Raw genomic sequence first — 25819 nt, 5'->3', positions numbered from 1 at the left:
TTTTACCGCACATTGTTTATAATAATACTTAATTCCAGATGAAATTAAAAGAGCAATCTTTTCATGATAGAAAATACGAGAGGATGAATGAAATGAGCAACGGAGAATTGGAACAATTAAGAAACAAGGCGAATGACCTTAACCTTCAGATTTTAAAGCTTATTAATGAGAGAGGACGAATTGTCCAAGAAATTGGAAAAACGAAGGATGCACAAGGTGTGCACCGTTACGATCCAGTTCGTGAAAGGACGATGCTTGATAACATCATTAAAAATAATGATGGTCCTTTTGAAACATCAACGCTTCAGCATATCTTCAAAGAGATTTTCAAAGCAAGCCTTGAATTACAAGAAGACGATCATAGAAAAGCTCTTTTGGTATCAAGAAAGAAAAAACCGGAAAATACAGTGGTGGAAGTTAACGGTGAAAGAATTGGAGACGGCGATCAATCCTTTATTGTAGGACCATGTGCCGTAGAAAGCTATGAGCAGGTGGCTGCTGTAGCACAAGCAGCGAAAAACCAAGGCGTAAAGATTCTCCGCGGCGGGGCATTTAAGCCGCGTACGAGCCCTTATGATTTCCAAGGTCTTGGCTTAGAGGGCTTGAAAATACTCAGCAAGGTAGCTAAGGAATATGATTTGGCTGTGATCAGTGAAATCGTTAATCCAGCCGATATTGAGACTGCTATCGACTATGTTGATATCATCCAAATTGGTGCGCGCAACATGCAGAACTTTGAACTGTTAAAAGCAGCCGGAGCTGTAAACAAGCCTGTATTATTAAAACGCGGGTTAGCGGCGACCATCCAGGAATTTATTAATGCGGCAGAGTATATTATTTCTCAAGGAAATGACAATATTATTCTTTGTGAGCGTGGTATTCGCACATATGAAACAGCAACTCGTAACACTCTTGATATTTCAGCTGTACCGATTTTAAAGCAAGAAACACATTTGCCGGTTTTTGTTGATGTAACTCACTCTACTGGCCGGAAAGATTTGCTATTGCCTACAGCGAAAGCAGCACTGGCGATTGGAGCAGACGGCGTAATGGCAGAGGTTCATCCAGATCCTGCAGTGGCGCTTTCAGATTCTGCCCAACAAATGAACATTCCTGAATTTGACCAGTGGATCAATGCACTTAAACCATTGGCAGCAGTGAAATCATAGTAACTGGCGTAATATGAGCCAATCTAAGAGCCGTATATAAAGACGGCTCTTTTTTTCACGCTTTGTTACGGAACATCGTTAAATAATTTAATAAAAAGCGGCATACGTTTTCATAACCATGAAAAATGTGTATAATTTCCCCATAGCCGTAACATAAATGGGATATAATAATAGAAAAAATTGATTGATTCTCCAACTTATCGTAAGATAATGAAAGGAGTTAACGGTTTTCGACATTTCTCTACATAATGTAGTTTATGCAATGGAAAGCGTAATGAGTTAAAGGAGTGAAGACGTTGAGTAATGTAACCATTTATGATGTAGCAAGAGAAGCAAATGTTAGTATGGCAACAGTATCGAGGGTTGTCAACGGAAATCCGAATGTAAAGCCGACCACTAGGAAAAAAGTACTTGAAGCGATTGACCGTCTTGGATATCGGCCAAACGCAGTAGCAAGAGGTCTGGCAAGCAAGAAAACGACGACAGTAGGTGTCATTATTCCTGATATTTCGAGCATTTTTTATTCAGAGCTGGCACGAGGCATTGAAGATATTGCAACGATGTATAAGTACAACATTATCCTCAGTAACTCTGACCAAAATGTCGAAAAAGAATTGCATTTAATCAACACAATGCTTGGTAAACAAGTGGATGGAATTCTTTTCATGAGCGGCAATGTGACGAATGAGCATATTGAAGAATTTAAACGTTCTCCTGTGCCGATCGTACTAGCTGCTTCTGTAGAAGAACAAGAAGAAACACCATCAGTAGCAATTAACTATGAGCAGGCGATGTATGATGTAACCACGCTCTTAATTGAGAAAGGCCATCAAGAAATCGGCTTTGTCAGCGGACCGTTAACTGAACCTATTAACAAAATCAAAAAATTAGAAGGCTTTAAGAGAGCTTTGAAAGACGCTGAAATTGATTATGATGAAAATCTGGTGGTCGAAGGCGACTACACGTATGATTCGGGCCTAGAAGCTCTTGAAGCCTTCCAAGAGCTTGGGAAAAAGCCTACTGCTATTTTAGCTTCAACAGATGAAATGGCTCTAGGTGTCATTCACGCAGTGCAAGATAGCGGCCTTTCAATTCCTGAAGATATAGAAATCATGGGATTTGATAATACCAGGCTTTCCTTAATGGTACGGCCTCAGCTTTCCACTGTTGTTCAGCCGACATATGATATTGGAGCTGTAGCCATGAGGCTGTTAACAAAGCTGATGAACAAAGAATCGGTTGAAAACCAGCACGTTGAGCTTCCGCATCGCATCGAATTAAGACAGTCAACAAAGTGATAAACTAGAAAACCCGCGGAGGAATATCACCGCGGGTTTTCTAGTTATTTGATTCTTTATTAGCTTTTTCTTTCGGCCCGCAATTGATAAAGAGTCTTTTGTACCATCTGCTGATTTTTTTCGGTAATTTCTTGTTTTCTTGGAATTTGATTATAGATCCCGTTATTGTCTTCCCACAAGCGGGGAAGCGGAAGAGGGGAATGGTGTTTCCAAGTATTGTACCATTCCTCTGGGATTTTTCCCCCAGGATGAATCCCTTTCATTTCAAGCCAAATTAGGCTCCAGGCTCTAGGAACAACTCTCCACCCATCATAACCTCCTCCTCCAACAGCAATCCATCTGCCATCACAGTACTTGTGGGCGATTTCATGAGCGAGCTTTGGTATTTCTTTATAAATTGTCATCGTGTTAGATAGATGGGTAAGAGGATCAAAGCAATGGGCATCTGCGCCGTTTTGAGTGATTATGACATCAGGCTGATAGAAAGCCGCAATTTCTTCTACAGCAGTCCGGTACACATGAAGGAAAGAATCATTCTCTGTAAACGGCTCTATCGGAAAATTAAAACAATACCCATAGCCTTTTCCGCTCCCCCTTTCGTGTATTTGGCCAGTACCAGGGAAAAGATACTTGCCAGTTTCATGAATAGAGAGAGTGCAAACGCCCGGGTCATCGTAAAATGCAAATTGAACACCGTCCCCATGGTGGGCATCTGTATCAATATATAAGACCTTTGCCTGGTATTTTTTTTGAATATATTTTACTGCCGCAGAAATATCATTGTAAACGCAAAAACCGGATGCTTTTCCTCTTAAGCCATGGTGCAAGCCTCCGCCAAGGTTCACAGCATGTCTAGCTTTCCCTGACATGACATACTCAGCGGCCATAAGCGTTCCCCCGACTAGAAGAGACGCAGCTTCATGCATTCCCGCAAAAACAGGTGTGTCCTCTGTACCTAATCCATAGTTTTCTCCCTCTGCAACCGGCAGCTTTCCTTCTCCCGCAAGCATAACCGCTTGTATATAATCCTCCGAATGAACCAGCCTTAAGTCAGCTTCTGTAGCTGTTCGGGGAGAAATAACCTCGTCTGCTTCAAAAGCGTTAAGGCTCTTTAACAGATCGTAGGCGACTGACACCCTTTGCTGATTAAAAGGGTGGTTTTGGTGGAAATGATACGTCTGATAAGAAGGAGAGTAGATAAAGACACAGTCTTTCATAAATTCTTCTCTTCCCTTTTGTAGAATAGACGGCTCACAAACTTATTTTTTTGACCTTTGTTCATGATCGTTGTCCCCTTTGCTCCGTATACTTCTTAATACATGAATCTATTTTTAAAGCGAAGACGGTCGAACGCTCCAATCTTTTGCTGATCCACATGGCTTCCGATTCTAGCCATCAGGCAGTTTGCCGGATGCGAGCAAATTTCCGGCTCATCAGTTGCAAAATACACGAGCCCTCCGGCATTCATCATTTTTTCCATCATTTTTCGATAATCCCATACACTCATTTTTGTCCCCTTTAAATCCCAATGCCAATAATATTCTGTCGTAATAATCACGTAATTTTCCATAAAAGAATCCATCATACTTACCTGAAGAAGGCTTTTTCCCACCGAGCTTCCGCGAAATTGAGGTGCAACCTCAATCGCGCCCAGTTCAATTAAAAAATCCAGTCGGCCCTCCGACCATCTTTCGAGTGGATCGGGGTAAAGATAAGTCACGTAGCCAACAATGGTATGTTCAAATCTTGCAATAATGACTCGTCCTTCAGTAAGCTTGGCAATGCCGATCAACGCATTATGCTGCTCTTTTGGCGGTCTGAAAGCTGTAAGATCGTTATGAAATTCATAGTCTTCCAGCTTTGCAGATGGTATATGGCCTTCTATGATCAGGGGGCCGTCTTCTGTGGTTAATTCCATCGAATGATAGGTTTTTACATGGTTCATGTACTCACCGCCTAACTTCCCTTAAGTAAATAACCTAACTCTACCATAGCAAAAAATAAAACGTTTTCATATAAATTGTGAAAAAATACTGCTATACTTATCATTAGGTGACAACTTTCAATAAAGGGGATGAATCAAATGAAGTTGGAAGCGCTGCCAATTGTACAAGGGAATTATAATTTATCAAATTACGAGGAAACGTATCGAAATTTTGATTGGAAGGAAGCGGAAACCTATTTTTCTTGGAATAATACCGGGAAAATAAATGCGGCTTTTGAAGCAATTGACCGCCATGCAGAATCACACAGAAAAAACAAAATCGCATTACACTATAAAGATGCAGCTAGGGAAGAAAAATATACGTTTAGAGAAATGAAAAATGAAACCAACCGAGCGGGAAATGTGTTAAAGCAATTTGCGGATGTAAAAAAGGGTGACCGCGTGTTTGTTTTTATGCCGCGTACGCCTGAATTGTATTTTATTCTGCTTGGAGCAATTAAGCTGGGTGCCATTGCAGGCCCGCTTTTTGAAGCCTTTATGAAAGGGGCAGTAAAGGACCGTTTGGAAAACAGCGAAGCGAAGGTCATCGTTACGACACCTGAGCTGCTGGAACGAATTCCGGTTGATGAGCTTCCTCATTTAAAGCATGTACTTGTAGTTGGAACGAATGTGAAAGAGGAAGGAAAGGTCATCGATTATTTATCAAAAGCAGAGAATGCTGGGAAAGAGCTGGAAATTGAATGGGTAGACAAAAAAGACGGTATGCTCCTGCATTATACGTCGGGATCGACTGGTACACCAAAAGGGGTATTGCACGTTCACGAAGCCATGATTCAGCAATACCAGACAGCTCATTGGGTGCTTGATTTAAAAGAGGACGATGTGTATTGGTGTACAGCAGATCCCGGATGGGTCACAGGAACTGTATACGGAATTTTCGGCCCGTGGCTAAACGGAGCGACAAATGTCATCGTCGGCGGGCGATTTAGTCCTGAAAACTGGTATCAAACGATTGAAGATCTTGAAGTTACTGTTTGGTACAGTGCACCCACCGCCTTTAGAATGCTGATGGGCGCAGGTGATGATCTTGTCAAAAAATATGATCTCCGTTCGCTGCGCCATGTATTGAGTGTTGGTGAACCATTGAATCCGGAAGTAATCAAATGGGGTTATGAAGTATTTCAAAAAAGGATTCATGACACATGGTGGATGACCGAAACAGGCAGCCATATCATTTGCAATTACCCGTCTATGGAAATAAAGCCGGGATCGATGGGCAAGCCGATCCCTGGAGTAGAAGCGGCAATCATTGATCATCAAGGGAATGAGCTGCCGCCTTACAGAATGGGAAATCTCGCCGTCAAAAAAGGGTGGCCGTCTATGATGTATGCAATTTGGAGAAACCCTGAAAAGTATGAATCGTATTTTATGCCCAGTGGCTGGTATGTGTCGGGGGATTCGGCATATATGGACGAAGAGGGGTATTTTTGGTTTCAAGGTCGGGTGGACGATGTAATCATGACTTCCGGAGAACGAGTGGGGCCATTTGAGGTCGAGAGCAAGCTGGTCGAGCACCCTTCTGTTGCGGAAGCAGGCGTTATCGGAAAACCTGATCCGGTTCGAGGGGAAATCATTAAAGCGTTTATAGCACTCAGAGACGGTTATGAGCCGTCTGATGAGCTGAAGGAACAAATCCGCCAGTTTGTGAAGCAGGGGCTGGCAGCACACGCCGCTCCAAGGGAAATAGAATTTAAAGATAAGCTGCCGAAAACAAGAAGCGGAAAAATTATGAGAAGGGTGTTAAAGGCGTGGGAATTAAATCTTCCTGCAGGCGATCTTTCATCGATGGAGGATTGACAGACAGCGTTATAAGGAACAGAAAAAACCGGCTCATCAAGTTGAGCCGGTATCTTTCGGTTTCTCTTTTTCTTTTTTCTCGTTGTCGTTTTTCTTTTCCTCTTTTTTCTGGCCAACCAGCTGTGATGGCGCTGATTCCTTTCCTGCCACATCGACTGCAACGACGACGAATTGTCCGTCACCTGCTTTTGCTGATAACGTGTCCTGCGCAGATGGTTTCGCTACTAATTGTTTTGCCCCATTTTCTGCTACACGGTATACCCGATAACCGATCACATCATTGCTTGCGCTTTTGCTCCACGTTATTTGCTGATTGTTCCAAGAAACATGAGGAATTGTTGCCGGATTTCCTCCATCATCCTTCAATTCACGATTCGCTGAAATCACGATTGAGCTGAATTTTTCGCCGCTAAAACGTTTCAGCTCTTTCAATGAATGGATTCCCATGCTGTCTAACGCGTTTTCTTTCAATAAATATCCGGTTTTTACAAATTCACGAGGAGCATTTTTTGGAACTTTATAGGCCTTGCCATCCATGTATACAAATTTGCCCTCTGTCAGGCTGTCGTCGACTTGATTAGGAGCATATTTGCTGTTGAATAAATCTGACGAGACGAGGTCGGCTTTTTGGCAGAGTGATGAAGGGAGCTTTCCGGTCAGCGTGCAGTACGATTTTCTGACCAACCCATTTGGTTGTTTAAACCGTTCGTTTGTTTGCACTAAATCCGGATTGGCTTTATAGGCTCCGTTCATTAATCGTGACCATAATAATACGTTGCGGTTGCCGTAGTTGATTCCCTTATAGCTGATATCCAGTGCTTTTGGTGTATCATAGCCGATCCATGTGCCAAATGTTACGGACGGATTGCTCGCAACAAACCAGGCATCATGATAAAAGTTAGATGTTCCTGTCTTGCCAGCAAAGTCAGAGCTGAAATTCAAATAGCTGTTCATGGAACGAGCTGTGCCATTTGAGATTACGTCTCTCATCATATCAAGCGTTAAATACGCTGTCTGCGGAGTGAATATATCGACCGGCTTGCTTTTGTGCTGATAGATAACGTCTCCGTCAGCGGATTCGATTTTTTCAATCATATACGCATCGATAAACTTGCCGCCATTGGCAAATGTCGTGTAAGCATTCACGTTTTCTTCAACGGATACACCGGTCGTCAAACCGCCCAGGGATAAAGAAGGAAACCCGGTATAATCCTCTTCTTGAAGAGAAGTGAAGCCCATCTTGTTTAAATATTGAACCGGATTGTTTGCCTGGTTTTTCATAAATGTTTTTACGGCCGGAATATTGTAAGAGTTTTGCAGAGCGTTACGAACGGTGACCAGTCCATGGTAACTTCCGTCATAATTCCCTGGTGTATAGCCCCCAGTTGTTGAATATGGAACATCAGCAACCACACTTCCCGGCTGGACAATCCCTTGCTCCATCGCCGGTGCATAATCGAGAAGCGGTTTCATTGATGAGCCATTTTGCCTGACGGAGCGGGTGGCGTGATTAATTTGCTCCCTGTTATAGTCGCGTCCTCCGACAAAGCTGAGAATCCGCCCTGTCTTGTTTTGAATGAGCACTGCACCCGTTTCGACCGGCTCCTTGACTTTTACATATTTTCCGGTGTTAAGGTCTTTTTTCATCACCGCTCTGACGGTTCCATAATACTCAAAGTCTTTCGCTATTTGATTCATATTGTCATAAATGGCTTGATCAACCGTTGTATAGATTCTATAGCCATTATTTCGTAAGGCTGTGTCGGCTTTTTTATAATATACATTATATAAATCATCACTTTTTGCTAGCTCTTCTTTTGTAATCTCATCTGCTTTAGCCATTTGGTCCATAAGAATGTTTCTCGCACGGGACTCAATCTCATTGGTGAGAAAAGGATACTTCTCGTTCATCGACTTGTCTGATTTCGTTAGCGAGGAAGCTAAATTGAATCTTAAAGCATCTTGATATTCCTTATCCGAAATAAACCCACTATCCTTCATCCTCTGAAGCACGGTTTTCATACGATTTAATCCGGGGCTTAAGTCCTCTTTTATTTCTCCTTTATTGGTAAAAGGCGTATAGCCGTATGGGCTTTGCGGCAGCCCGGCAATAAAAGCCGCTTGTGGAATTGATAATTTACTCGCATCGACGCCAAAAAGTCCCTGCGCAGCTGTTTGTACACCAGCAATGTTTCTGCCTGAGCTGTTTCTGCCAAAATCGGCCACATTTAAATAAGCTTGAAGAATTTCATCTTTTTTGAAATATTTCTCAAGCCGGAGCGCAAGCATAATCTCTTTCGCTTTCCTATCAAAAGATGTTTCATTTGTGAGGAATTGGTTTTTTATGAGCTGCTGGGTTAACGTACTCCCGCCAGTTTGAACGGACGAGCCAGTCGCTTCTTGAAGCATGGCGCGGACAATAGCCTTAGGAACAACACCGTGATGTTCATAAAACATCTTGTCCTCTGTGGAGATAACCGCATGAATAAGATGAGGTGAGATTTGGTCTAGGTCTGCTTTTTCGCGATCAACATCAGTTCGGACCTTTCCAAGATATTTTTGATCAGCAAAATAAACCTCCGAGGTCTGCTCAAAATCATGGATGCTTTTCTCCATATCTGCATAGCTTCGAATCGGTTCATCCTTCACTAAAGAAGCAAAATACCCGCCTCCTGCTCCAAGCGTAAAACAAAAGACCACCACGCCGATAATAAAAAATAATAAAGTCAGATTCCATGCAACCGAATATGTAAGCGCAAGGCGGTTTGCGATATTGTGTTTTTTCAATAGCTTTTTAATAGAATCATACATGTTTTTCATACTTTTATACCCCCCGAAATCCAGTTTAGTATATCATATTTTATCGTTTATTTTGGGCCGATTTGTCTAATTTTGAACGAATTTAGCGACTGCTTCTTTTCAATTGGTGCTTTTTTCATGGAAAAGAAAAGGCTCGCCATTTATGATGGCGAGCCTTCGGTATTTTAGTCTAACAGATTATTTTCTTCTAGGAAATCTTGTGCAACACGCTCAACGCTTTGTCCTTCTACGTCAACCTTATAGTTTAATTGGCGCAATGAGTCACTCGTCAATTTTTCTTCTAATGGCTGAAGTATTTTTTCGATCTCGGGGTATTGATCGAGTGTTTCCTGATTGATGGATAAAGCTACGTTATAGGAAGGGAAGAAAGCCCGGTCGTCTTTTAAAATCTTTAAGTTTTGTTCCTCTATCTGCCCATCGGTAGAGTACCCTTCTGTTACGTCAATTTCATCATTGGCAATCGCAGAATAATAAAGGCCTACCTCCATCTCTCTTTGTTGATTGTTTGGCAGATCAAAATTGTATGCTTTTTCTAATCCGGGTAATCCGTCCGGCCGATTTGCAAATTCTGTTTCCATGCCAAATGTCAGCTCATTTGGATGTTCTTTGACATATTTAGCTAGATCACTTAATGTTTCTAATCCTAGTTTTTCCGCAAGCTCTGGCTTCACTGCCATAACATATGTGTTATTTGCCTCGGTTAAATTTGTCCAAGAAATCTTATTCTTTTTATCCAGCTCTTGGACACGCTTCATCGCCTCATTCTTGTCAACGATAGGATCCTCTCCGAGATAGGTTACGAGTGCAGTTCCTACGTATTCCCATGTCATGTCAATCTGCTGCGTTGTCAAAGCCTGCCGCATTGCCGAGCTTCCCAAGTTCTGAATTTCTTCAACTCTGAAACCTTCTTTTTGCAGGATGAAGGTGGTCATTTTTTCAAGTATAAGCTGTTCGGTAAAGGTCTTTGCACCAACTGTGACGGTTTTTCCCCCAGGAGAACACGAGGTCAAAGCGATTAGTAAGGCAAGAGACAGTGCTATTCCTATTAATTTTTTTATCATTATAGTTGGCAAACTCCTTTCCCTATGCGTTTTGAGCCTTTTTAGCAAGACGCAGTCCTTTCGGCACCAATATGAATTCAAGCCATCTGAACAGAAAATCGATGAGGATGGCAAGCAATGTCACAGGAACTGCTCCTGAAATAAGAAAAGAGTTATCGAATAGTCGAATACCGGTGAAAATCCATACCCCGAGTCCGCCGGCGCCAACGAGGTAAGCAAGCGCGGCAGTACCAATATTGATTACAAGTGCAGTTCTTATTCCAGCTAAGATCGATATGAGAGCATTTGGCATTTCGATTCTCCAAAGAATTTGTCTTGGAGTTAATCCCATCCCATGCGCAGCATCAATCGTATCTGGATCTACAGAATCAATTCCCGCAATCGTGTTTTGGATAATCGGCAGCAAAGAGTACACGAATAATGCAATGATTGCTGCTGGTATCCCAATACCTATAAATCCCATCGCGAGGGCAAGAATAGCTAAGCTGGGGATAGTCTGGCCCAAATTGGCAATTCCAATCACGAACCACTCAGATTTGCGGAATTTCGGCCTGGTGACAAAGATTCCGAGCGGAACCGCCACCAATACGGCTGCTGCTCCTGAAACGAGCACAATTGTTAGATGCTGCCCTAACAATTTCGTAAATTGATCAGGAGATTTAGCGATTTGACTGAACATGTTATTGGAAAATGCCCAGAAGAAAAATAATACAAGCAGCGCCCAGAAAATAATTTTTACCACTAAAGCAATACGCTTGTTTATCTTATCCATTTGCTGTTCCTCCTTTACACACTTTCTTTCACTTCACGATGAAGAAACAGTTCAATCAGATCAAGCGTTAAGCTGCCTTTGTTCGCACCTTGTTCGTCTTCCACAATCAGCTGGTCAGCCTCTTGATTTAGCAGCATGGAAATGGCAACGCGAAGCGATAGGTTCTCATTGATGTTTTTTACATCGGGAGATTCGAACGGAGCCTTCAGTGTCAATGCGTCGGCTAGATCTTTTACGGAATAAAGGCTCATGCTTTTCAAAACACGGTCCTGACCGACAAAATCCGCTACAAATGAATTTTTTGGTTTATTCAGCATTTTGACTGGCTCGTCGTATTGCATCATTTTCCCGTCTTTCAGCAAGGCAATTTTGTCTGCCATTTTTACCGCTTCGTCGACGTCATGGCTGACAAAAAGGATTGTTTTCTTCAGTTCCCGCTGAATTTGTAAAAATTCGTCCTGCAGATGGTTGCGGATGATCGGATCGAGTGCGCCGAATGGTTCATCCATCAGCATGATAGGAGGGTCTGCAGCAAGTGCCCTTACAACACCGATTCGCTGCTGCTGACCGCCGGAGAGTTCATGGGGGTACCGATGACGGTATTCATCCGGACTTAAACCGGCAAGATCCATAAGCATATTAAAGCGATCACGTTTCTTTTTTCGATCCCAGCCAAGAAGCCCTGGAACGATCATCACGTTGTCTTCGATATTCATATTTGGGAAAAGTCCGTTGCTTTGAATAACATAGCCTATATTCCTGCGCATTTGAATCTTATTTGATTTCTTCACGCTTTTTCCGTTTACTAAAATATCTCCGTCTGTAATTGACTCTAATTGGTTAACCATGCGTAACAGCGTTGTTTTCCCTGAACCAGAAGGTCCGAGCATAATGACAAATTGTCCGTCTTCTATTGTGAAATTCATGTTTTCAATTACTGTTGTATCTCCGTATACTTTAGTTACATCATTAAAACTAATCATAAAGTCACCTCACACTAGTTTTTTAATCCTTTTGGTGTAAATAAGTTTTGAATCCACCGCAAAATAAGGTCTGCGATTAATGCTAAGATCGAAACTGCTACGGCGCCAGCGAGTACTAGCGTATTGTCTGAGCGCAAAATACCCTGGTAGATAATTCCTCCTAATCCTCCTGCCCCAATAAGGGTAGCGATAGCTCCAACTCCAATATTAAGTACAGTCGCCGTTCTGACACCGGCCATAATAAGCGGCATCGCGTTCGGGAGCTCCACTTTCCATAACCGCTCTGCAGTTGTTAACCCTATTCCTTTTGCTGCGTCACGCAGATTAGGATCAACATTGTTAATAGCGGTGTAGGTGTTACGGATAATTGGCAGCTGAGAATACAAAACGAGCGCAATTACCGCGGGCAAAGTACCGATTCCTTCGTTAATAATCGATAGCACTGGAATCATAATACCGAATAAAGCAATGCTCGGAATTGTCATCAAAATTGAGGCGGTTTGAAGAATTGTAGAAGCTAAGTATTTATTTACGGTACAATAAATACCTAGAGGGACGCCAATGAGAATGGCAATAACGATTGCAATACCGACTAATTGGATGTGCTCCCAGGTGTAGCCTAAGATAAATTGATAATTTTCTGCAAAATAATTAAAAAAGTCCTGAATGATTAAACACCTCCTGTATGTAATTGAACCAGCTTGATACAACATATGGGATAAATGATAGTATCAATATCTACATGATGTATCTCTTTCTATATACCCACAATGGGTAGTATTCTAACATGCAATTTTTTTAGTCACAAATTGCTATTGTGGTACGATATGGCAGGATACCTGAATATACAGAAGTAAAGTTCGCCTAACCAACAGCTATGCAAATAAATCAGACAGATATGGAATAGATAGAGGAATTGACAAAAAGGATGGATGTGTGGTAAAAAGAGTTTAGCTAAATATGGTTAAAGGTTTTGATTGAGAGAAGTAAATTCATTATCCCTGTTTAAGAGAGCTGATGGTTGGTGAAAATCAGTGCATATAAATGAATTGAATTACCCTCATGAACCGCTTTGACGAACAGGCGATGCCTTATTAGTAAAAGAACGGAAGCATTCCGTTATCGTAATTGAGTGTTAAGAATGGCTATTCATTCTTTTCAGTAGGGTGGTACCGCGATAAATGATCGTCCCTTCGTATTTTACGAAGGGGCTTTTTTGCGTGGTTAGTAAGGAAAGATCATAGGAGGAGTTTAAAGATGACAGATTTGTTGAACGATTTATCGAAACGAGGGTTAATTCAGCAGCTTACCGATGAAGAAGGATTAAATAAATTGCTCCAGGATGAAAAAGTGAGTTTGTATTCCGGTTTTGATCCTACAGGGGACAGCCTTCATATCGGCCACCTGCTGCCGATCTTGACTCTCCGCCGCTTTCAGCTTGCAGGCCATCAACCGATTGCGCTCGTAGGCGGAGCGACGGGGCTTATTGGAGATCCGAGCGGGAAAAAAGCGGAGCGAACACTAAACAGTGAGGATATTGTCCTGGAGTGGTCGGATAAAATTAAAGGCCAGCTTTCTCGGTTTTTAGATTTTGAACATGAAGAAAATCCGGCTGCTGTTGTCAATAATTTTGACTGGATCGGCAATATGAGTGTCATCAGCTTTTTAAGGGATGTTGGTAAAAACTTCGGGATAAACTACATGCTGGCGAAGGATACCGTATCTTCAAGAATTGAAACGGGAATCTCGTACACTGAATTCAGCTACATGATTTTGCAATCCCTCGATTTTTTAAATTTGTACAGAAACAACAGTTGTAAGCTGCAAATCGGCGGCAGCGATCAGTGGGGTAATATAACAGCCGGTCTTGAATTAATTAGAAAATCTGAAGAAAATGCCAAGGCGTTCGGCTTGACGATGCCACTTGTGACAAAAGCAGATGGAACGAAGTTTGGAAAAACAGAAGGTCATGCCATCTGGCTCGACAAAGAAAAAACGTCGCCATATGAATTTTACCAATTCTGGATTAACACCGATGACCGTGACGTCGTCAAATACTTGAAATACTTCAGCTTCCTTTCTCATGAAGAAATTGAAGAACTTGAAAAAAGCGTAGAAGAAGCGCCGGAAAAAAGAGAGGCGCAAAAAAAGCTGGCTGAAGAAGTAACCACTTTGGTTCATGGAGAAGAAGCTTTAAATCAAGCGATCCGTATTTCCAATGCCCTTTTTGCCGGAGATATTAAAAAACTTTCCGCAGAGGAAATAGAGCAGGGCTTCAAAGGAGTGCCGTCACTTGAACGCGATGCATCTGAAGAAGGACAGTCACTCGTAGACATATTGGTTGAATCAAAGCTTTCCCCGTCCAAGCGCCAGGCGAGAGAGGACATTTCTAACGGTGCCGTTTCTATTAATGGCGAAAAACAAACTGAAGTCGGATATGTTCTTTCTGAAGAGGATAAAATTGAAAATAAATTTACCGTCCTGCGCCGCGGGAAAAAGAAATATTTTCTGGTTATTTATAAATAAACGAAAAAACCACCACCTTTTTTAGTTTTGTAAAAGGTGGTGGTTTTTTACTTATAAAGTTGATACGAAAAGAATAGTTTATAAGGCAGTAAATGAAAATAAAAACCCTAGAATGTTGAGATGCTCAACTTCTAGGGTTTTGTTCATGTGATCAAAAGCTTAACGTGAGTAGAACTCAACGATCAAAGCTTCATTGATTTCAGGTGCAAGCTCTGAACGCTCTGGAAGGCGAGTAAGTGTGCCTTCAAGCTTTTCAGCGTCAAAAGAAACATATTCTGGTACGAAATTGCTTACTTCAAGCGCTTCTCTAACAGCAGTTAGATTTTGTGATTTTTCACGAAGGCTGATTGTTTGTCCCGGTTTTACTTGGTAAGACGGGATATCAACGCGGCTTCCGTCAACAAGCACATGGCCATGGTTTACCAATTGGCGTGCTTGGCGGCGAGTACGTGCCAAACCTAATCGATAAACGATGTTATCTAAACGTTGATCCAAAAGAATCATGAAGTTTTCCCCGTGCTTACCAGCCATTTTGCCGGCTTTATCAAATAAAGTGCGGAATTGACGTTCATTCACACCATACATATGGCGAAGCTTTTGCTTCTCTTGCAATTGCAATCCATATTCTGATAATTTTTTACGCTGTCCGGGACCGTGGGGACCTGGAGCATAAGGGCGTTTTTCTAATTCTTTTCCTGTTCCGCTAAGAGAAATTCCCAAACGGCGGGAAATTTTCCAGCTAGGACCTGTATAACGAGCCATAATGACTCCTCCTTTGGTTTTATTTTGTGGAAAATAAAAACCGTTTGTTACAATCAACCATGCACATGATGTTTTCATGTATCCTCGCTCCAGCAGCAGAGAGTTACAAGATACACCTTACGAAATCGATAAGGAACAACATGCCACATCGATGCCGAACAAAAAGGCTGCAATATTTCACACAAATTCGATTATATAATTTATAAATGCGTAAGTCAACCACTTTGATAGTTACATTTTGTGATATAGTTACTGTAGAATGAACGAGAGAATCAATCATTATTGGACGATTTCAGGTGGTATAGACAATGAACAAGCAACTAAATGAAAAAACAGCTGCTCTAAAGCAGCGCATGCTGGATTTCCTATTAAAACGGCCGGATGATCAAACTTATGAAGAAGCTTTTCATTGGCTTGCAGTAGCATTGAAAACAATATACTCGCCATTACCGATGATATTATCAGAGTCTTCTAATGATTTGCAACGAGCAGATGTGGAAAATAACCAGCTTTCAGCACAACAGCTGGCTGGACAGCTTAAAGAATCGAATGGCTGTTTTTCACTGCGTACAGATGACGGGGAAACAATTCCATCTGGTCTTCTCTCATTAATTGAGAGCTTTTTAAACAATTGCTATCACCATGAAAAAACGAACAAGGAAAATAACCGTCAAAAGCAAATGTTTGTGCTAACCGAATTGTTTCACTCTCTTATGCAGAAGGAAGATGTGCTGAAGGCGCTCGTAGAAAAACTAAAGCATATTTTTCCGGATCTTTCTTTTTTATTGTTGATTTCACACGATCAGGATCAAAACATAAAAATCCCTGCGAGAGTGCTTAGCTTTGAAGACGATGAGACAAACTCAGTTGCACTAGATGCTTACCTGTCGGGGGAAATAAAGTATGAAGATCAATCGTCCGCTTACTTGCCGATTAAAGGGCTGCAGGGGATCTACGGAGTACTTTATGTCAATACGGGGAATGGCACTGCATTCGCGGATGAAATGATATCCTCTATTTTAATAGTAACTGAAGCGGCGGGTAAAGCATTTGAAAATGCACGTTTGTATGAGCAATCTCAAACCATAATAAAAAATTTACGCCTGATTAATGAAACATCACATCAATTGAATAAGACATTACGATTATCCGAAACAATGAAAGACCTTAGCAAACGGATGATTGATTATTTTGATGCAGATGAGGTGGGTTTTTTTTATATTGATCATCTGGGCGAAACAAAAGGCTTGCCGGGAAGCTCATTTTTCTTTCAGACAAAAGCGGCTCAACCGTATGTCCAATTTGTCAGCAATAAGCTTTCAGAAGAACATAACGGAGTCTTTGTTGGAAATGGCAAGGCTGTGTTCGGTAAAAATGGCTACGGTTCTATGATGAGTGTCCCGATGATCGAGAATTCCAAATTCCGGGGCTACGCAATCGCCTTGAAGAGGCAGGTCTACGCATTTACATTTGATATGTTCAAGCTTTTTCAATCGTTAATTCATCACTCCACGTTAGCGGTAACAAATTCGATGTTGAGAGATAAGCTTGAATACCTTGTAAAAACGGACAAGTTGACGGAACTTTACTCCAGAAGCTATCTTGAGGAGAAAATCAACTACAGCATGAAATACGATAATAGCGGCACGTTTATTTTGATCGACATTGACAATTTTAAAAAGATCAATGATACTTACGGCCATCAAACGGGTGACAATATTCTGATTCAGGTTGCAGGTGTGATTCATGAAAATATTCGCGACCATGATGTAGGGGCAAGGTGGGGCGGTGAAGAGCTTGCTATCTATCTTCCGCATGCTGAATTGCCGACTGGAATAAAGGTAGCAAAGCGGTTAATTCAAGCAGTAAGAAAAAGCACAAATCCTGCGGTCACGATATCAGTAGGTGTTTCCTATTGGTCAGAGGAGTTAATGAAGCCGCTGCAAACCCTGTTCCAACAAGCTGATGAAGCTCTCTATACCGCAAAACGGAATGGAAAGAACAAGATGGTCGTTTTTGATCAATATGAAGAAAAGGCATGAACTAAAGAAATGAAACAATTTCTAGTCCATGCCTTTTCTTATTAAATGAATGCTTCCAGCTTTTGCACAAATGCTTGTAAATAGTGTTCGTCCGTTTCAGTAAAGCGGCTTTTTATCGGGCTGTCAATATCTAATACGCCGATGATTTCACCGTTTTTCAAAATGGGCAGAACGATTTCGGATTGCGACGCTGCATCGCAGGCGATATGGCCCGGAAAAGCGTGGACATCATCTATTCTTTCGATCCTATTATTTGAATAGGCACTCCCGCATACCCCTTTAGTAAAGGGAATTCTGACGCATGCCGGAAGACCTTGAAACGGTCCCAAAACAAGTTCTCCGTCTTTTGCCAAGTAAAAACCAGCCCAGTTTACATCGCCAAGAAATTGATAAAGCAATGCAGAGGCGTTTGCCAAGTTTGCGATAAGGTCTGGCTCGCCCTCAAGCAGTGCCTCGAGCTGTTTAATCACCATGTTGTATTTTTCTTCTAAATTACCTTCGTATTTTTCGACATGAAACACTTGTTTCACTCACTTTCTTCTACAAGATGACATCAAACGGCTGTATAGCGCCAATAATGTCGATATTTTTTCACAGGAACTATGAAAAAAATATTGAATGTTTTTTTAGTAAGGAGGGTGATCAAGAAATGAAATCAGATATTTTACCTACGACGAAAGATAAAATTGTTGATGCTGCCATTCTGCTGTTTAACCAGAAGGGGTTTTCGGGAACTTCCGTGCGAGAAATCGCTAAAGAAGCCAATGTCAACGTTGCCCATATTTCGTATTACTTTAAAGGAAAAGGCGGACTGTTGGAATTTCTTGTTTCCCAGTTTTACGAAGATTATATTCGAATTGTTGAAAAAGGCTACGACAAAGTACATTATATAAGCGCAAAGGAATGTTTGCTGAGTTTGATCTTTGACATTCTATCTTATCAGCATAACCACCGTCAATTAACACGCTTTGTTTATCGGGAAGTGACGATTGACAGTACCCTCAATCGTGAAATTATGACTACGTACTTAACAAAAGAGAAATACATTCTCCAAACGATTATAGAAGAAGGAAAACGAAAAAAAGAATTTATTGGACTGCCTGTCCCGCATTTTATGATTCAATTAAAGTCGCTTCTCACAATGCCTTATTTGCAGCCCCAATACATTTCAGAGGTATTGCATTTGCAGCCGCATGAAGAATACTTTTATAAGGCTTATTTTAAAGAGGTCAAAATTTGGCTGACCAGTATGCTTGAACACAAAAACGAGACAGCAGGTTTCTCTGCTATCCGATAACCGATTCCGAAAATCGATGGTAGCTATACCCGATATCGCTTGCTTGATGGGCATCCGACCCAAAAATAAGCGGGATTTTTTTTTGTAGAGCCGCCTCAATCATCCATTCTTCAAGATAAATGGTCTTAGCTAATTTTTTCCTCAGACCTGACGTGTTAAAGTCAAGCTCCATTCCGGAAGCCGAAATTTCATCCAAGCACAATAAAACCAGGTTCCGTATCCGTTCTGACATTATGTAAGGAAAACGCTCCACATATTTTTTCACGAGGGCGATATGGCCTATTCGGGTTGGCTTATATCGTCCCAGTGGTGTTATAATGGAAGAATAAACCTGTTTGTAATACGCTTCATACACATTTTCAATTGTTCCGTAGATCGATATCAATTCGCCGAAAGTCGAGTCATCGTAATCCATACAAAGAAAGTCACCATTTGCAGGCAGAAAATGCACGGAAAGGATGCTGTCATCGATCTGTGGGCCATAGGTGTCCAGAAATGATGTGATATCCTGTTCGAACCCGTTAATATAATCAACCTCGAGCCCAACCTTAATCTCGATTTGTTGTTTGTATTCTTGTTTGGCTTCGCTAACCTGTTTTAAATACAACTCCATCTGGGACAAAGGCATGGCGCTGTCTTTTTGGGGGACAGGGTCATTAAACCCTTCCGGAAGGGGAGCGTGCTCGGTAAAAGTAATCGATCCGAATCCTTGATTGATCGCTTCCTCAATGTATGCTTTTAGCGGGTCGCTCGAGCCATGAGGGCAAAAAGGAGTGTGAATATGTCCGTCTTGTTTTATCATTTTGGCACCTCGAGTCTAATTCTGTCGTATTGCTGTAAAAAATTTTGAAATTTAGGTCAAAAAATGTTGGTTACATGGTATCATATTAACAATGAAAACGATAGATAAAATATTTACATACACTCAATTTACATAGAAACTATACCCTGACATAACAAGTTTATACAACAAGGGGGCTCATTATGGAGTTAGTCATTGTCTTGTTGGTCGCGCTGCTAATTATTTTTGCGATCAGCTATTTTTTCAGAAGAAAAATTTATAATGAAATTGATCGGCTTGAGGGAGCGAAAATACAGATACTAAATCGCTCTATAACGGAAGAAATGCAAAAAATTAAGCATCTGAACATGACCGGGCAAACAGAAGAATTTTTTGAGCGCTGGAGAAAAGAATGGGATGAAATTGTAACCAGCCATATGCCAAAGGTTGAGGAGCTTTTGTATGAAGCGGAGGAGTATGCGGACAAGTACCGTTTTAAAAAATCGAATCAGGTTCTTGCCCATATCGATGATTTGCTGATTGCCGCGGAATCGAATATAGAAGATATTTTAAGAGAAATTAACGATCTTGTTTCGAGCGAACAAAAGAACCGCAGTGAAATTGAAAATGCAAAAGAAACTTACAAAAAGGCAAGAAAAAATCTTCTAGCCTACAGCCATTTATACGGTGATTTGTACTCGAAATTAGAGTCTGATCTTCAAGGGATTAATGAAGGATTCGCTCAATTCGATAATGAAACAGAGAACGGGAACTATATGGCAGCAAGAGAGATTCTCCAGGCTGAAGTAAAAGAGCTTGAACGGCTTCAGGCGAATATGGATGTTATCCCCAAATTGCTGGCGGAAGTCAAACAAACCTTGCCGAATCAGTTAAACAGCCTAATGGATGGATTTAAGGAAATGACAGATCAAGGGTACAATCTCGAACACTTACAAGTAGACAGAGAGATTGAGGCCCTTCAAAAAGAGCTGGGCCGTGCTGAGCAGGTACTGATTCATGACGTTAAGCTGGATGAAGCAGAAGAACTGCTTCAGGTGATCAATGAAGCAGTGCAAAGCCTTTATGATCACCTTGAGCTTGAGGTTGATAATGGCAGAGAGATATTAACCAAAATGCCGGAGCTGACAGACGCATTTGAACAGCTGAAAAAAGATAAAATACAAACAACCGAAGAAACTGAGCTTGTGAAGGAAAGCTACCAGCTCAGCCGAGATGAAATGCTAAAGGCAGATGCCTTTGATCAACGAATGGAGCAGCTTTCAAAACAATTTGAAGTGTTAAAAAACAAATTTGACCATAAGCACGTGGCTTTTTCCTTATTAAAAGAAGAAATCGGGGATCTAGAAAACCAAATGAATGAAGCAAAAAGGGAACACGATGAATACCGGAAAATGCTTCAGGACCTGAGGAAGGAAGAGCTGCAGGCAAGAGAATCAATCCTCCATTTAAAGCATTCCATTTCGGAAACGAGCAGAAAACTAAAAACGAGCAATGTTCCCGGAGTACCGGAATCACTTAAAACCCTTCTTGAGAAAGCAAGTATACGGGTGAAGGAGGTTCACGAAAAACTTAACGGCCTTCCATTGAATATGGCTGCTGTAAATGAGAGCTTGCTTGAAGCGGAGCAATTGGTTTTTCAAGTGAAAGAACAAACCGATGAATTAGTCGAACGGGTTTTTTTTATTGAAAGAATTATCCAATATGGCAACCGGTTTAGAAGCAGCAACGAGATCCTTTCAGAGCAATTGAATGAGGCAGAAAGAAAATTTCATTCGTTTGATTATGAATCGGCTTACGATATTGCCGTAACAGCTGTTGAAAAAGTGTCTCCAGGATCAACGAGAAGAATTGAGTATTACGAAAAAGAACAGCTGTCCCAATAAACTAATAAGGAAATTGCACCCCAGAGGCCGAACAGGCCTGTAAGGGTGTAATTTTTTTTTGCCGCTATGGAAATGATAGGGTGAAACATGCCAATCTTCATCCCTTTCTCCTTCTCTAAGAATGTTTCACTTTTATTAATGGCATGGATCACGTACACTGGGTAAGAATGAAAGGTGATAAAAATGTTATATTTAGACAATAGTGCAACGACTATCCCCTATGAAGAAGTTATTGATGTGTATGGACAAGTCAGCCGAAAATTTTTCGGAAATCCATCCTCCTTGCATGCAATGGGAACTGAGTCTGAACGATTGCTGCAAACAGCGAGGGATCAGATCATCGAAATTTTGCAAATTCAAGACTATAACGTCTTTTTTACTTCTGGTGGAACGGAAGGAAATAATCTTGCCATAAAAGGGCTTGCATTCTCACGGATGAAGAAAGGGAAACATATTATTTCCACGGCAATTGAGCATCCTTCTGTAATGGAACCACTTGAGCAGCTGCGAGATGACTTTGGGTTTGATGTGACCTTTCTGCCCGTTAATCATGAAGGCAGAATATCCGTTTCTGAGCTCGAAAACGCGATGAGAGATGACACCATTTTAGTCTCCATTATGCATGTTAATAATGAAACGGGTGCCATTCAGCCTATAGAAGCAGTTGGGAAGGTCATCAAAGGTTATCCGAATGTCTGCTTCCATGTTGATTATGTACAAGGAGTTAGCAAAGTTCCGTTATCGTTTGATAAAGCAAATATCGATTTAAGTACGGTTTCAGGTCATAAATTTCATGGCTTAAAAGGGACAGGCGCTCTGCTTGTCAAAAAAGGCGTAAAGCTTTATCCGTTACTCTCAGGAGGCGGGCAGGAAGAAGGCCTTCGTTCGGGAACTCAAAACGTGGCAGGAGCTGTTTCATTGGCGAAAGCGCTGAGACTGTCCTTTCAGAATTTTGCAGGTAATGATCAAACCATGAAGGAAGCGAAAGGCTTATTTTTAAAAGAGCTGTCTGCTATTCCTGGTGTCGAGCTAAATACCCCGCTTGAGAAAAGTGCTCCGCATATTATTAATTTTTCTGTACCCGGGGTGAAAGCAGAGGTTCTGCTTCATATGCTTGAAAGCAAAAACGTTTACGTTTCAACGACATCTGCTTGCTCATCCAGCCTGCATAAGCCGAGCCGGGTGCTTCTTGCAATGGGCAAAACCGAGAAGGAAGCTTCCGGAAGTATAAGAATAAGCATGAGTTTCGGGCAGACAAAGGAAATGGTCCCTGAAGTGATAACTACACTAAAAGAAGCCATAGGGCATTTAAGAGAATTAACGAGGTGAGAACGATGCTGGGAGATACGATTTTAATTCGATATGGCGAAATTTCAACGAAAGGAAAAAACCGAAAAAAATTTATCGAGCATCTGAAGAAAAATGTAAAACTTGCTCTCAGGAATTTCGGTAATATTTCTTATTCTTCCAATAGAGACCGGATGCTGCTTCAATTAAATAATGAAAACCCTGAAGCTATATCACGCCAATTAAAAAAGGTGTTTGGCATTCAATCATTCAGCTTAGCAATTACTTGCAAAAATGATTTGGAAGAAATAAAGAAAAAAGCTTTGCTTTCGATTCAGGAAACCTACACTGCGGGAAAAACCTTTAAAATTTCAACGAAGAGAGCCAATAAGCAATTCGAGCTTGATTCGAATGAAATGAACGCCGAAATCGGCGCTCATATTTTAAAAAATGTTGAGGGAATAACTGTGAATGTGAAAAAACCTGATATTCATCTGCGAATCGAAATCAGAGAAAAAGAGACCTACTTAACGTTTAAGGATGAAATGGGCGCAGGCGGCCTTCCGGTCGGCAGCGGAGGCAAGGCAATGCTGATGCTTTCCGGCGGATTCGATAGTCCGGTCGCAGGCTACAAAGCAATGAAGAGAGGAATTGGCATCGAGGCCGTGCATTTTTTCAGTCCTCCTTACACAAGTGAACGAGCAAAGCAAAAAGTAATGGATTTGACTCAAGAGCTATCTGCTTTTGCAGGATCGATTGCCCTGCATATTGTCCCATTCACTAAAATCCAAGAGCGGATTCAAAAACAAATTCCGGAAAACTATACGATGACTGCGACAAGAAGAATGATGCTGCAAATTACAGATATGATCCGGGAAAAGCAAGGAGGACTTGCAATAATTACCGGGGAAAGCCTGGGTCAAGTGGCAAGCCAAACCCTAGAGAGCATGTATGCAATCAATGCAGTGACGTCGACGCCTATCCTTCGTCCGTTAATTGGTACAGATAAAAATGAAATTATTGAAGAAGCTAGGCTGGTAGGCACCTATGATATCAGCATACGTCCGTACGAAGACTGTTGTACGATATTTACGCCTTCTGCACCGAAGACACGGCCAAAAAAAGAAAAGGTGGAGCATTTTGAAAGCTTTGTCGACTTTGACGAGCTTATGAGAGAGGCTGCCGCCGAAGCAGAAACAATCGTGATTCATCATGTTGAAGATGTAAATAAAGCATTTGCCGGTCTTTTTTAAAGCGGAAAATGAGAATATAGGAATTACAAACAATTACCAGCCGTTCTGTGAATGAAGCCATGTGTTATTACACATTCTATACTCACAAGGAGGTGAGACACATGGCTCAAAATAGATCCAGTAATCAATTAGTAGTTCCAGGTGCTAGTCAAGCTATCGACCAAATGAAGTATGAAATCGCTACTGAATTTGGTGTTAACCTTGGTGCTGAAACAACTTCCCGCGCTAACGGTTCAGTTGGAGGAGAAATCACGAAACGTTTGGTTTCTTTAGCTCAACAACAACTTGGTGGTTCTACACCTCAATAAAAAATTAATTAGAATGGCTGATGGGTGGGGGTTTCCCCACTCTTTTTGTATTTCTCAGAGAGAAGCGTTCGTATGCCTGTTTTTCTATGATAAGATGGAGTAAAATGGTCGAAAAGAAAGAGAAGTGATCGGTTTTGAAGTCTTTATGGTATGGGGGAACCATCTATACAATGGAAAAGGAAGGGCACACCGTCGACTCTGTTGTTGTCGAAGATGGACAAATTTTGGATACGGGCAGTTATCAGGCTATGAAAGAAAAATACATAGATGCAAAAGAGCAGCATTTAAAGGGAGCAACGATGTTTCCGGGCTTCGTGGATAGCCATCTTCACTTGATCGGCCATGGAGAAAAACTCATTCGGCTTGATTTATCAATGTGTACATCCAAGGAGGAAATCATAAAAAAAATTCGACTTGCTGAGACGGATGTAAGCGGGAATGACTGGTTAATAGGGGAAGGCTGGAATGAAAATCGTTTTTCTGATCCTTCATATTTAACGAAGGAAGATTTGGACGAGTTTTTTCCTGATCGGCCTGTCCTGCTGAAACGGATTTGCCGGCACGCAATCGTTGTCAATTCAAAAGCGTTACATGCGGCTGGAATTACAAAACAGACCCCGGATCCGGAAGGCGGAGTAATCGTAAGGAATGAAAACGGCAACCCTGCCGGCCTTTTGCATGATAAGGCTCAAGAATTGGTTTATCAAGTACTGCCGACTGTTGACTCTGCCTATTTAAATCGTGCTCTTCGATCAGCAATACAGGATTGCTATGAAAAAGGACTAACTGGCGGACATAGTGAGGATCTTTCTTACTACGGTCTAGCGGCTAATCCGATGAACGCCTACCAGGAAGTGATCGCAAATGAAGGCCTGCTGTTTCGCGCCCATTTGCTTGTCCATCATCTGGCATTGGACGAATGGCTTCAGTTGGATAAAAAAGAAAGCCCGTATATCGAATATGGTGCTATGAAGCTTTTTGCAGATGGAGCCTTAGGGGGGAGAACAGCGCTGTTAAAGGTGCCGTATCATGATGATCCGGATACGAATGGAGTGGAAATTCATAAGGAAAAGGAGCTTTATGAGCTTGTTGAAAAAGCGAGACAGCATCATATGGAAGTAGCTGTGCATGCCATAGGCGACCTTGCGTTTGAAAAGGTGCTTTCTGTTTTAGAAAAACTCCCTCCGCACAAAGGACGGCATGACAGAATCATTCATGCCCAGGTCGTGAATAGTGAGCTTGTCAAAAAAGCAGCAAAGCTTCCTGTATGTCTTGATTTGCAGCCCCATTTTCTTGCCAGTGACTTTCCTTGGGCGATTGACCGGTTAGGTGAGGAACGTGTGCGTCGCTCATTTGTCTGGAAAACTCTTCTGAAAGCAGGGATACCTTGTGCCGGGGGATCAGATGCACCGATTGAACCAGTCAGCCCGATCCTCGGCATTCAGTCGGCCGTTCTTCGCAAAAGCAGCCAGCCAGGCGACGAAACGGTTTATAATGAAGGCGAATGCTTATCGGTTTTTGAAGCAGTCAGCTTGTATACGAAAGGGAGTGCCGCGATCATTTATAAAGAAAATAAGCGCGGTATGATAAAAAAAGGATATGATGCCGATTTTACTATATTAGATAAAGATCTTTTTCAAATGGAAAAAGAGTATCTTCATCTGGCCACAGTGCAACAAACGGTCATTGCCGGGGAAATTGTTTATCGTCGTAAAAAAGCAGGCGCCTCATAACGGTCGCCTGCTTTTTCAAAT

Annotated in this window: 21 protein-coding genes and 1 other annotated feature; of the genes, 11 read left to right on the top strand and 10 right to left on the bottom strand. The window is 41.7% G+C overall.

The annotated features are described in order from the left end of the window. Nucleotides 1–92: 92 nt before the first annotated feature. Nucleotides 93–1169, top strand: a complete 1077-nt coding sequence (locus JOC74_RS18740; protein ID WP_053603822.1) for a bifunctional 3-deoxy-7-phosphoheptulonate synthase/chorismate mutase — start codon at nt 93–95, stop codon at nt 1167–1169. 296 nt (nt 1170–1465) lie between these two features. Further along, nucleotides 1466–2467, top strand: coding sequence for a catabolite control protein A (ccpA, locus tag JOC74_RS18735; RefSeq protein WP_053603821.1), 1002 nt, complete (start codon nt 1466–1468; stop codon nt 2465–2467). Between the two features lie 59 nt (nt 2468–2526). Here the strand turns inward: ccpA and JOC74_RS18730 are convergent, their stop codons facing one another. Together JOC74_RS18730 and JOC74_RS18725 are read right to left on the bottom strand one after the other, a co-directional pair. Beyond that, nucleotides 2527–3684 (bottom strand): acetoin utilization protein AcuC, encoded by a 1158-nt coding sequence (locus JOC74_RS18730; RefSeq protein WP_053603820.1) that lies wholly within the window; start codon nt 3682–3684, stop codon nt 2527–2529. A gap of 95 nt (nt 3685–3779) precedes the next feature. Further along, complete coding sequence (locus tag JOC74_RS18725; protein ID WP_053603819.1) at nt 3780–4412, bottom strand: GNAT family N-acetyltransferase; 633 nt, start codon at nt 4410–4412, stop codon at nt 3780–3782. A gap of 138 nt (nt 4413–4550) precedes the next feature. On the opposite strand from JOC74_RS18725, the gene acsA reads away from it, so the two are divergent. Beyond that, a complete protein-coding gene (gene acsA, locus JOC74_RS18720; RefSeq protein WP_053603818.1) occupies nt 4551–6269 on the top strand; it encodes an acetate--CoA ligase in 1719 nt (572 codons plus the stop codon). A gap of 36 nt (nt 6270–6305) precedes the next feature. On the opposite strand, the gene JOC74_RS18715 is transcribed toward acsA, so the two are convergent. From JOC74_RS18715 to JOC74_RS18695, 5 genes are all read right to left on the bottom strand, one after another. Continuing rightward, nucleotides 6306–9089, bottom strand: coding sequence for a transglycosylase domain-containing protein (locus JOC74_RS18715; protein ID WP_053603817.1), 2784 nt, complete (start codon nt 9087–9089; stop codon nt 6306–6308). Between the two features lie 164 nt (nt 9090–9253). Next, nucleotides 9254–10150, bottom strand: a complete 897-nt coding sequence (locus JOC74_RS18710) for a glycine betaine ABC transporter substrate-binding protein (protein WP_053603816.1) — start codon at nt 10148–10150, stop codon at nt 9254–9256. A gap of 22 nt (nt 10151–10172) precedes the next feature. Further along, entirely contained in the window at nt 10173–10922 is a 750-nt protein-coding gene (locus tag JOC74_RS18705; protein WP_053603815.1) for an ABC transporter permease, read from the bottom strand. Nucleotides 10923–10936: 14 nt separating this feature from the next. Further along, complete coding sequence (locus tag JOC74_RS18700) at nt 10937–11905, bottom strand: ABC transporter ATP-binding protein (RefSeq protein WP_053603814.1); 969 nt, start codon at nt 11903–11905, stop codon at nt 10937–10939. A gap of 14 nt (nt 11906–11919) precedes the next feature. Continuing rightward, a complete protein-coding gene (locus JOC74_RS18695; protein WP_082363953.1) occupies nt 11920–12618 on the bottom strand; it encodes an ABC transporter permease in 699 nt (232 codons plus the stop codon). 251 nt (nt 12619–12869) lie between these two features. Beyond that, nucleotides 12870–13101: a binding site (T-box leader), on the top strand. 61 nt (nt 13102–13162) lie between these two features. Here JOC74_RS18695 and tyrS point away from each other — a divergent pair. Beyond that, complete coding sequence (gene tyrS, locus JOC74_RS18690) at nt 13163–14431, top strand: tyrosine--tRNA ligase (RefSeq protein ID WP_053603813.1); 1269 nt, start codon at nt 13163–13165, stop codon at nt 14429–14431. Nucleotides 14432–14590: 159 nt separating this feature from the next. Here the strand turns inward: tyrS and rpsD are convergent, their stop codons facing one another. After that, nucleotides 14591–15193 (bottom strand): 30S ribosomal protein S4, encoded by a 603-nt coding sequence (rpsD, locus tag JOC74_RS18685; protein WP_053606074.1) that lies wholly within the window; start codon nt 15191–15193, stop codon nt 14591–14593. Nucleotides 15194–15501: 308 nt separating this feature from the next. Between rpsD and JOC74_RS18680 the strand changes: the two genes are divergently transcribed. Beyond that, on the top strand, nt 15502–17235 hold the full coding sequence (locus tag JOC74_RS18680; RefSeq protein WP_053603812.1) for a sensor domain-containing diguanylate cyclase: 1734 nt from the start codon (nt 15502–15504) through the stop codon (nt 17233–17235). Between the two features lie 41 nt (nt 17236–17276). Here JOC74_RS18680 and msrC read toward each other — a convergent pair whose 3' ends face one another. Beyond that, complete coding sequence (msrC, locus tag JOC74_RS18675; RefSeq protein ID WP_053606073.1) at nt 17277–17756, bottom strand: free L-methionine (R)-S-oxide reductase MsrC; 480 nt, start codon at nt 17754–17756, stop codon at nt 17277–17279. Nucleotides 17757–17896: 140 nt separating this feature from the next. On the opposite strand from msrC, the gene refZ reads away from it, so the two are divergent. Next, nucleotides 17897–18532, top strand: coding sequence for a forespore capture DNA-binding protein RefZ (gene refZ, locus JOC74_RS18670; protein ID WP_098945304.1), 636 nt, complete (start codon nt 17897–17899; stop codon nt 18530–18532). On the opposite strand, the gene hisJ is transcribed toward refZ, so the two are convergent. Then, a complete protein-coding gene (gene hisJ, locus JOC74_RS18665) occupies nt 18522–19334 on the bottom strand; it encodes a histidinol-phosphatase HisJ (RefSeq protein WP_053603810.1) in 813 nt (270 codons plus the stop codon). The two genes, refZ and hisJ, sit on opposite strands and share 11 nt — an antisense overlap. A 182-nt stretch (nt 19335–19516) precedes the next feature. Between hisJ and ezrA the strand changes: the two genes are divergently transcribed. From ezrA to JOC74_RS18640, 5 genes are all read left to right on the top strand, one after another. Further along, the gene (ezrA, locus tag JOC74_RS18660) at nt 19517–21217 is read left to right on the top strand and encodes a septation ring formation regulator EzrA (RefSeq protein ID WP_053603809.1); all 1701 of its coding nucleotides are present in this window, start codon (nt 19517–19519) and stop codon (nt 21215–21217) included. Nucleotides 21218–21400: 183 nt separating this feature from the next. Continuing rightward, nucleotides 21401–22546, top strand: coding sequence for a cysteine desulfurase family protein (locus tag JOC74_RS18655; RefSeq protein WP_053603808.1), 1146 nt, complete (start codon nt 21401–21403; stop codon nt 22544–22546). 5 nt (nt 22547–22551) lie between these two features. Next, nucleotides 22552–23757, top strand: coding sequence for a tRNA uracil 4-sulfurtransferase ThiI (gene thiI / locus JOC74_RS18650; protein ID WP_053606072.1), 1206 nt, complete (start codon nt 22552–22554; stop codon nt 23755–23757). Nucleotides 23758–23858: 101 nt separating this feature from the next. Beyond that, the gene (locus JOC74_RS18645) at nt 23859–24065 is read left to right on the top strand and encodes an alpha/beta-type small acid-soluble spore protein (RefSeq protein ID WP_053603807.1); all 207 of its coding nucleotides are present in this window, start codon (nt 23859–23861) and stop codon (nt 24063–24065) included. A gap of 134 nt (nt 24066–24199) precedes the next feature. Continuing rightward, a complete protein-coding gene (locus JOC74_RS18640) occupies nt 24200–25798 on the top strand; it encodes an amidohydrolase (protein WP_053603806.1) in 1599 nt (532 codons plus the stop codon). Nucleotides 25799–25819 lie beyond the last annotated feature (21 nt).

Origin of the sequence: Bacillus capparidis (genome assembly GCF_017832095.1) — a bacterium.
Classification (GTDB): Bacteria; Bacillota; Bacilli; order Bacillales; family Bacillaceae; genus Bacillus; species Bacillus gobiensis.
This window is presented reverse-complemented; position numbering and strand designations above follow the sequence as displayed.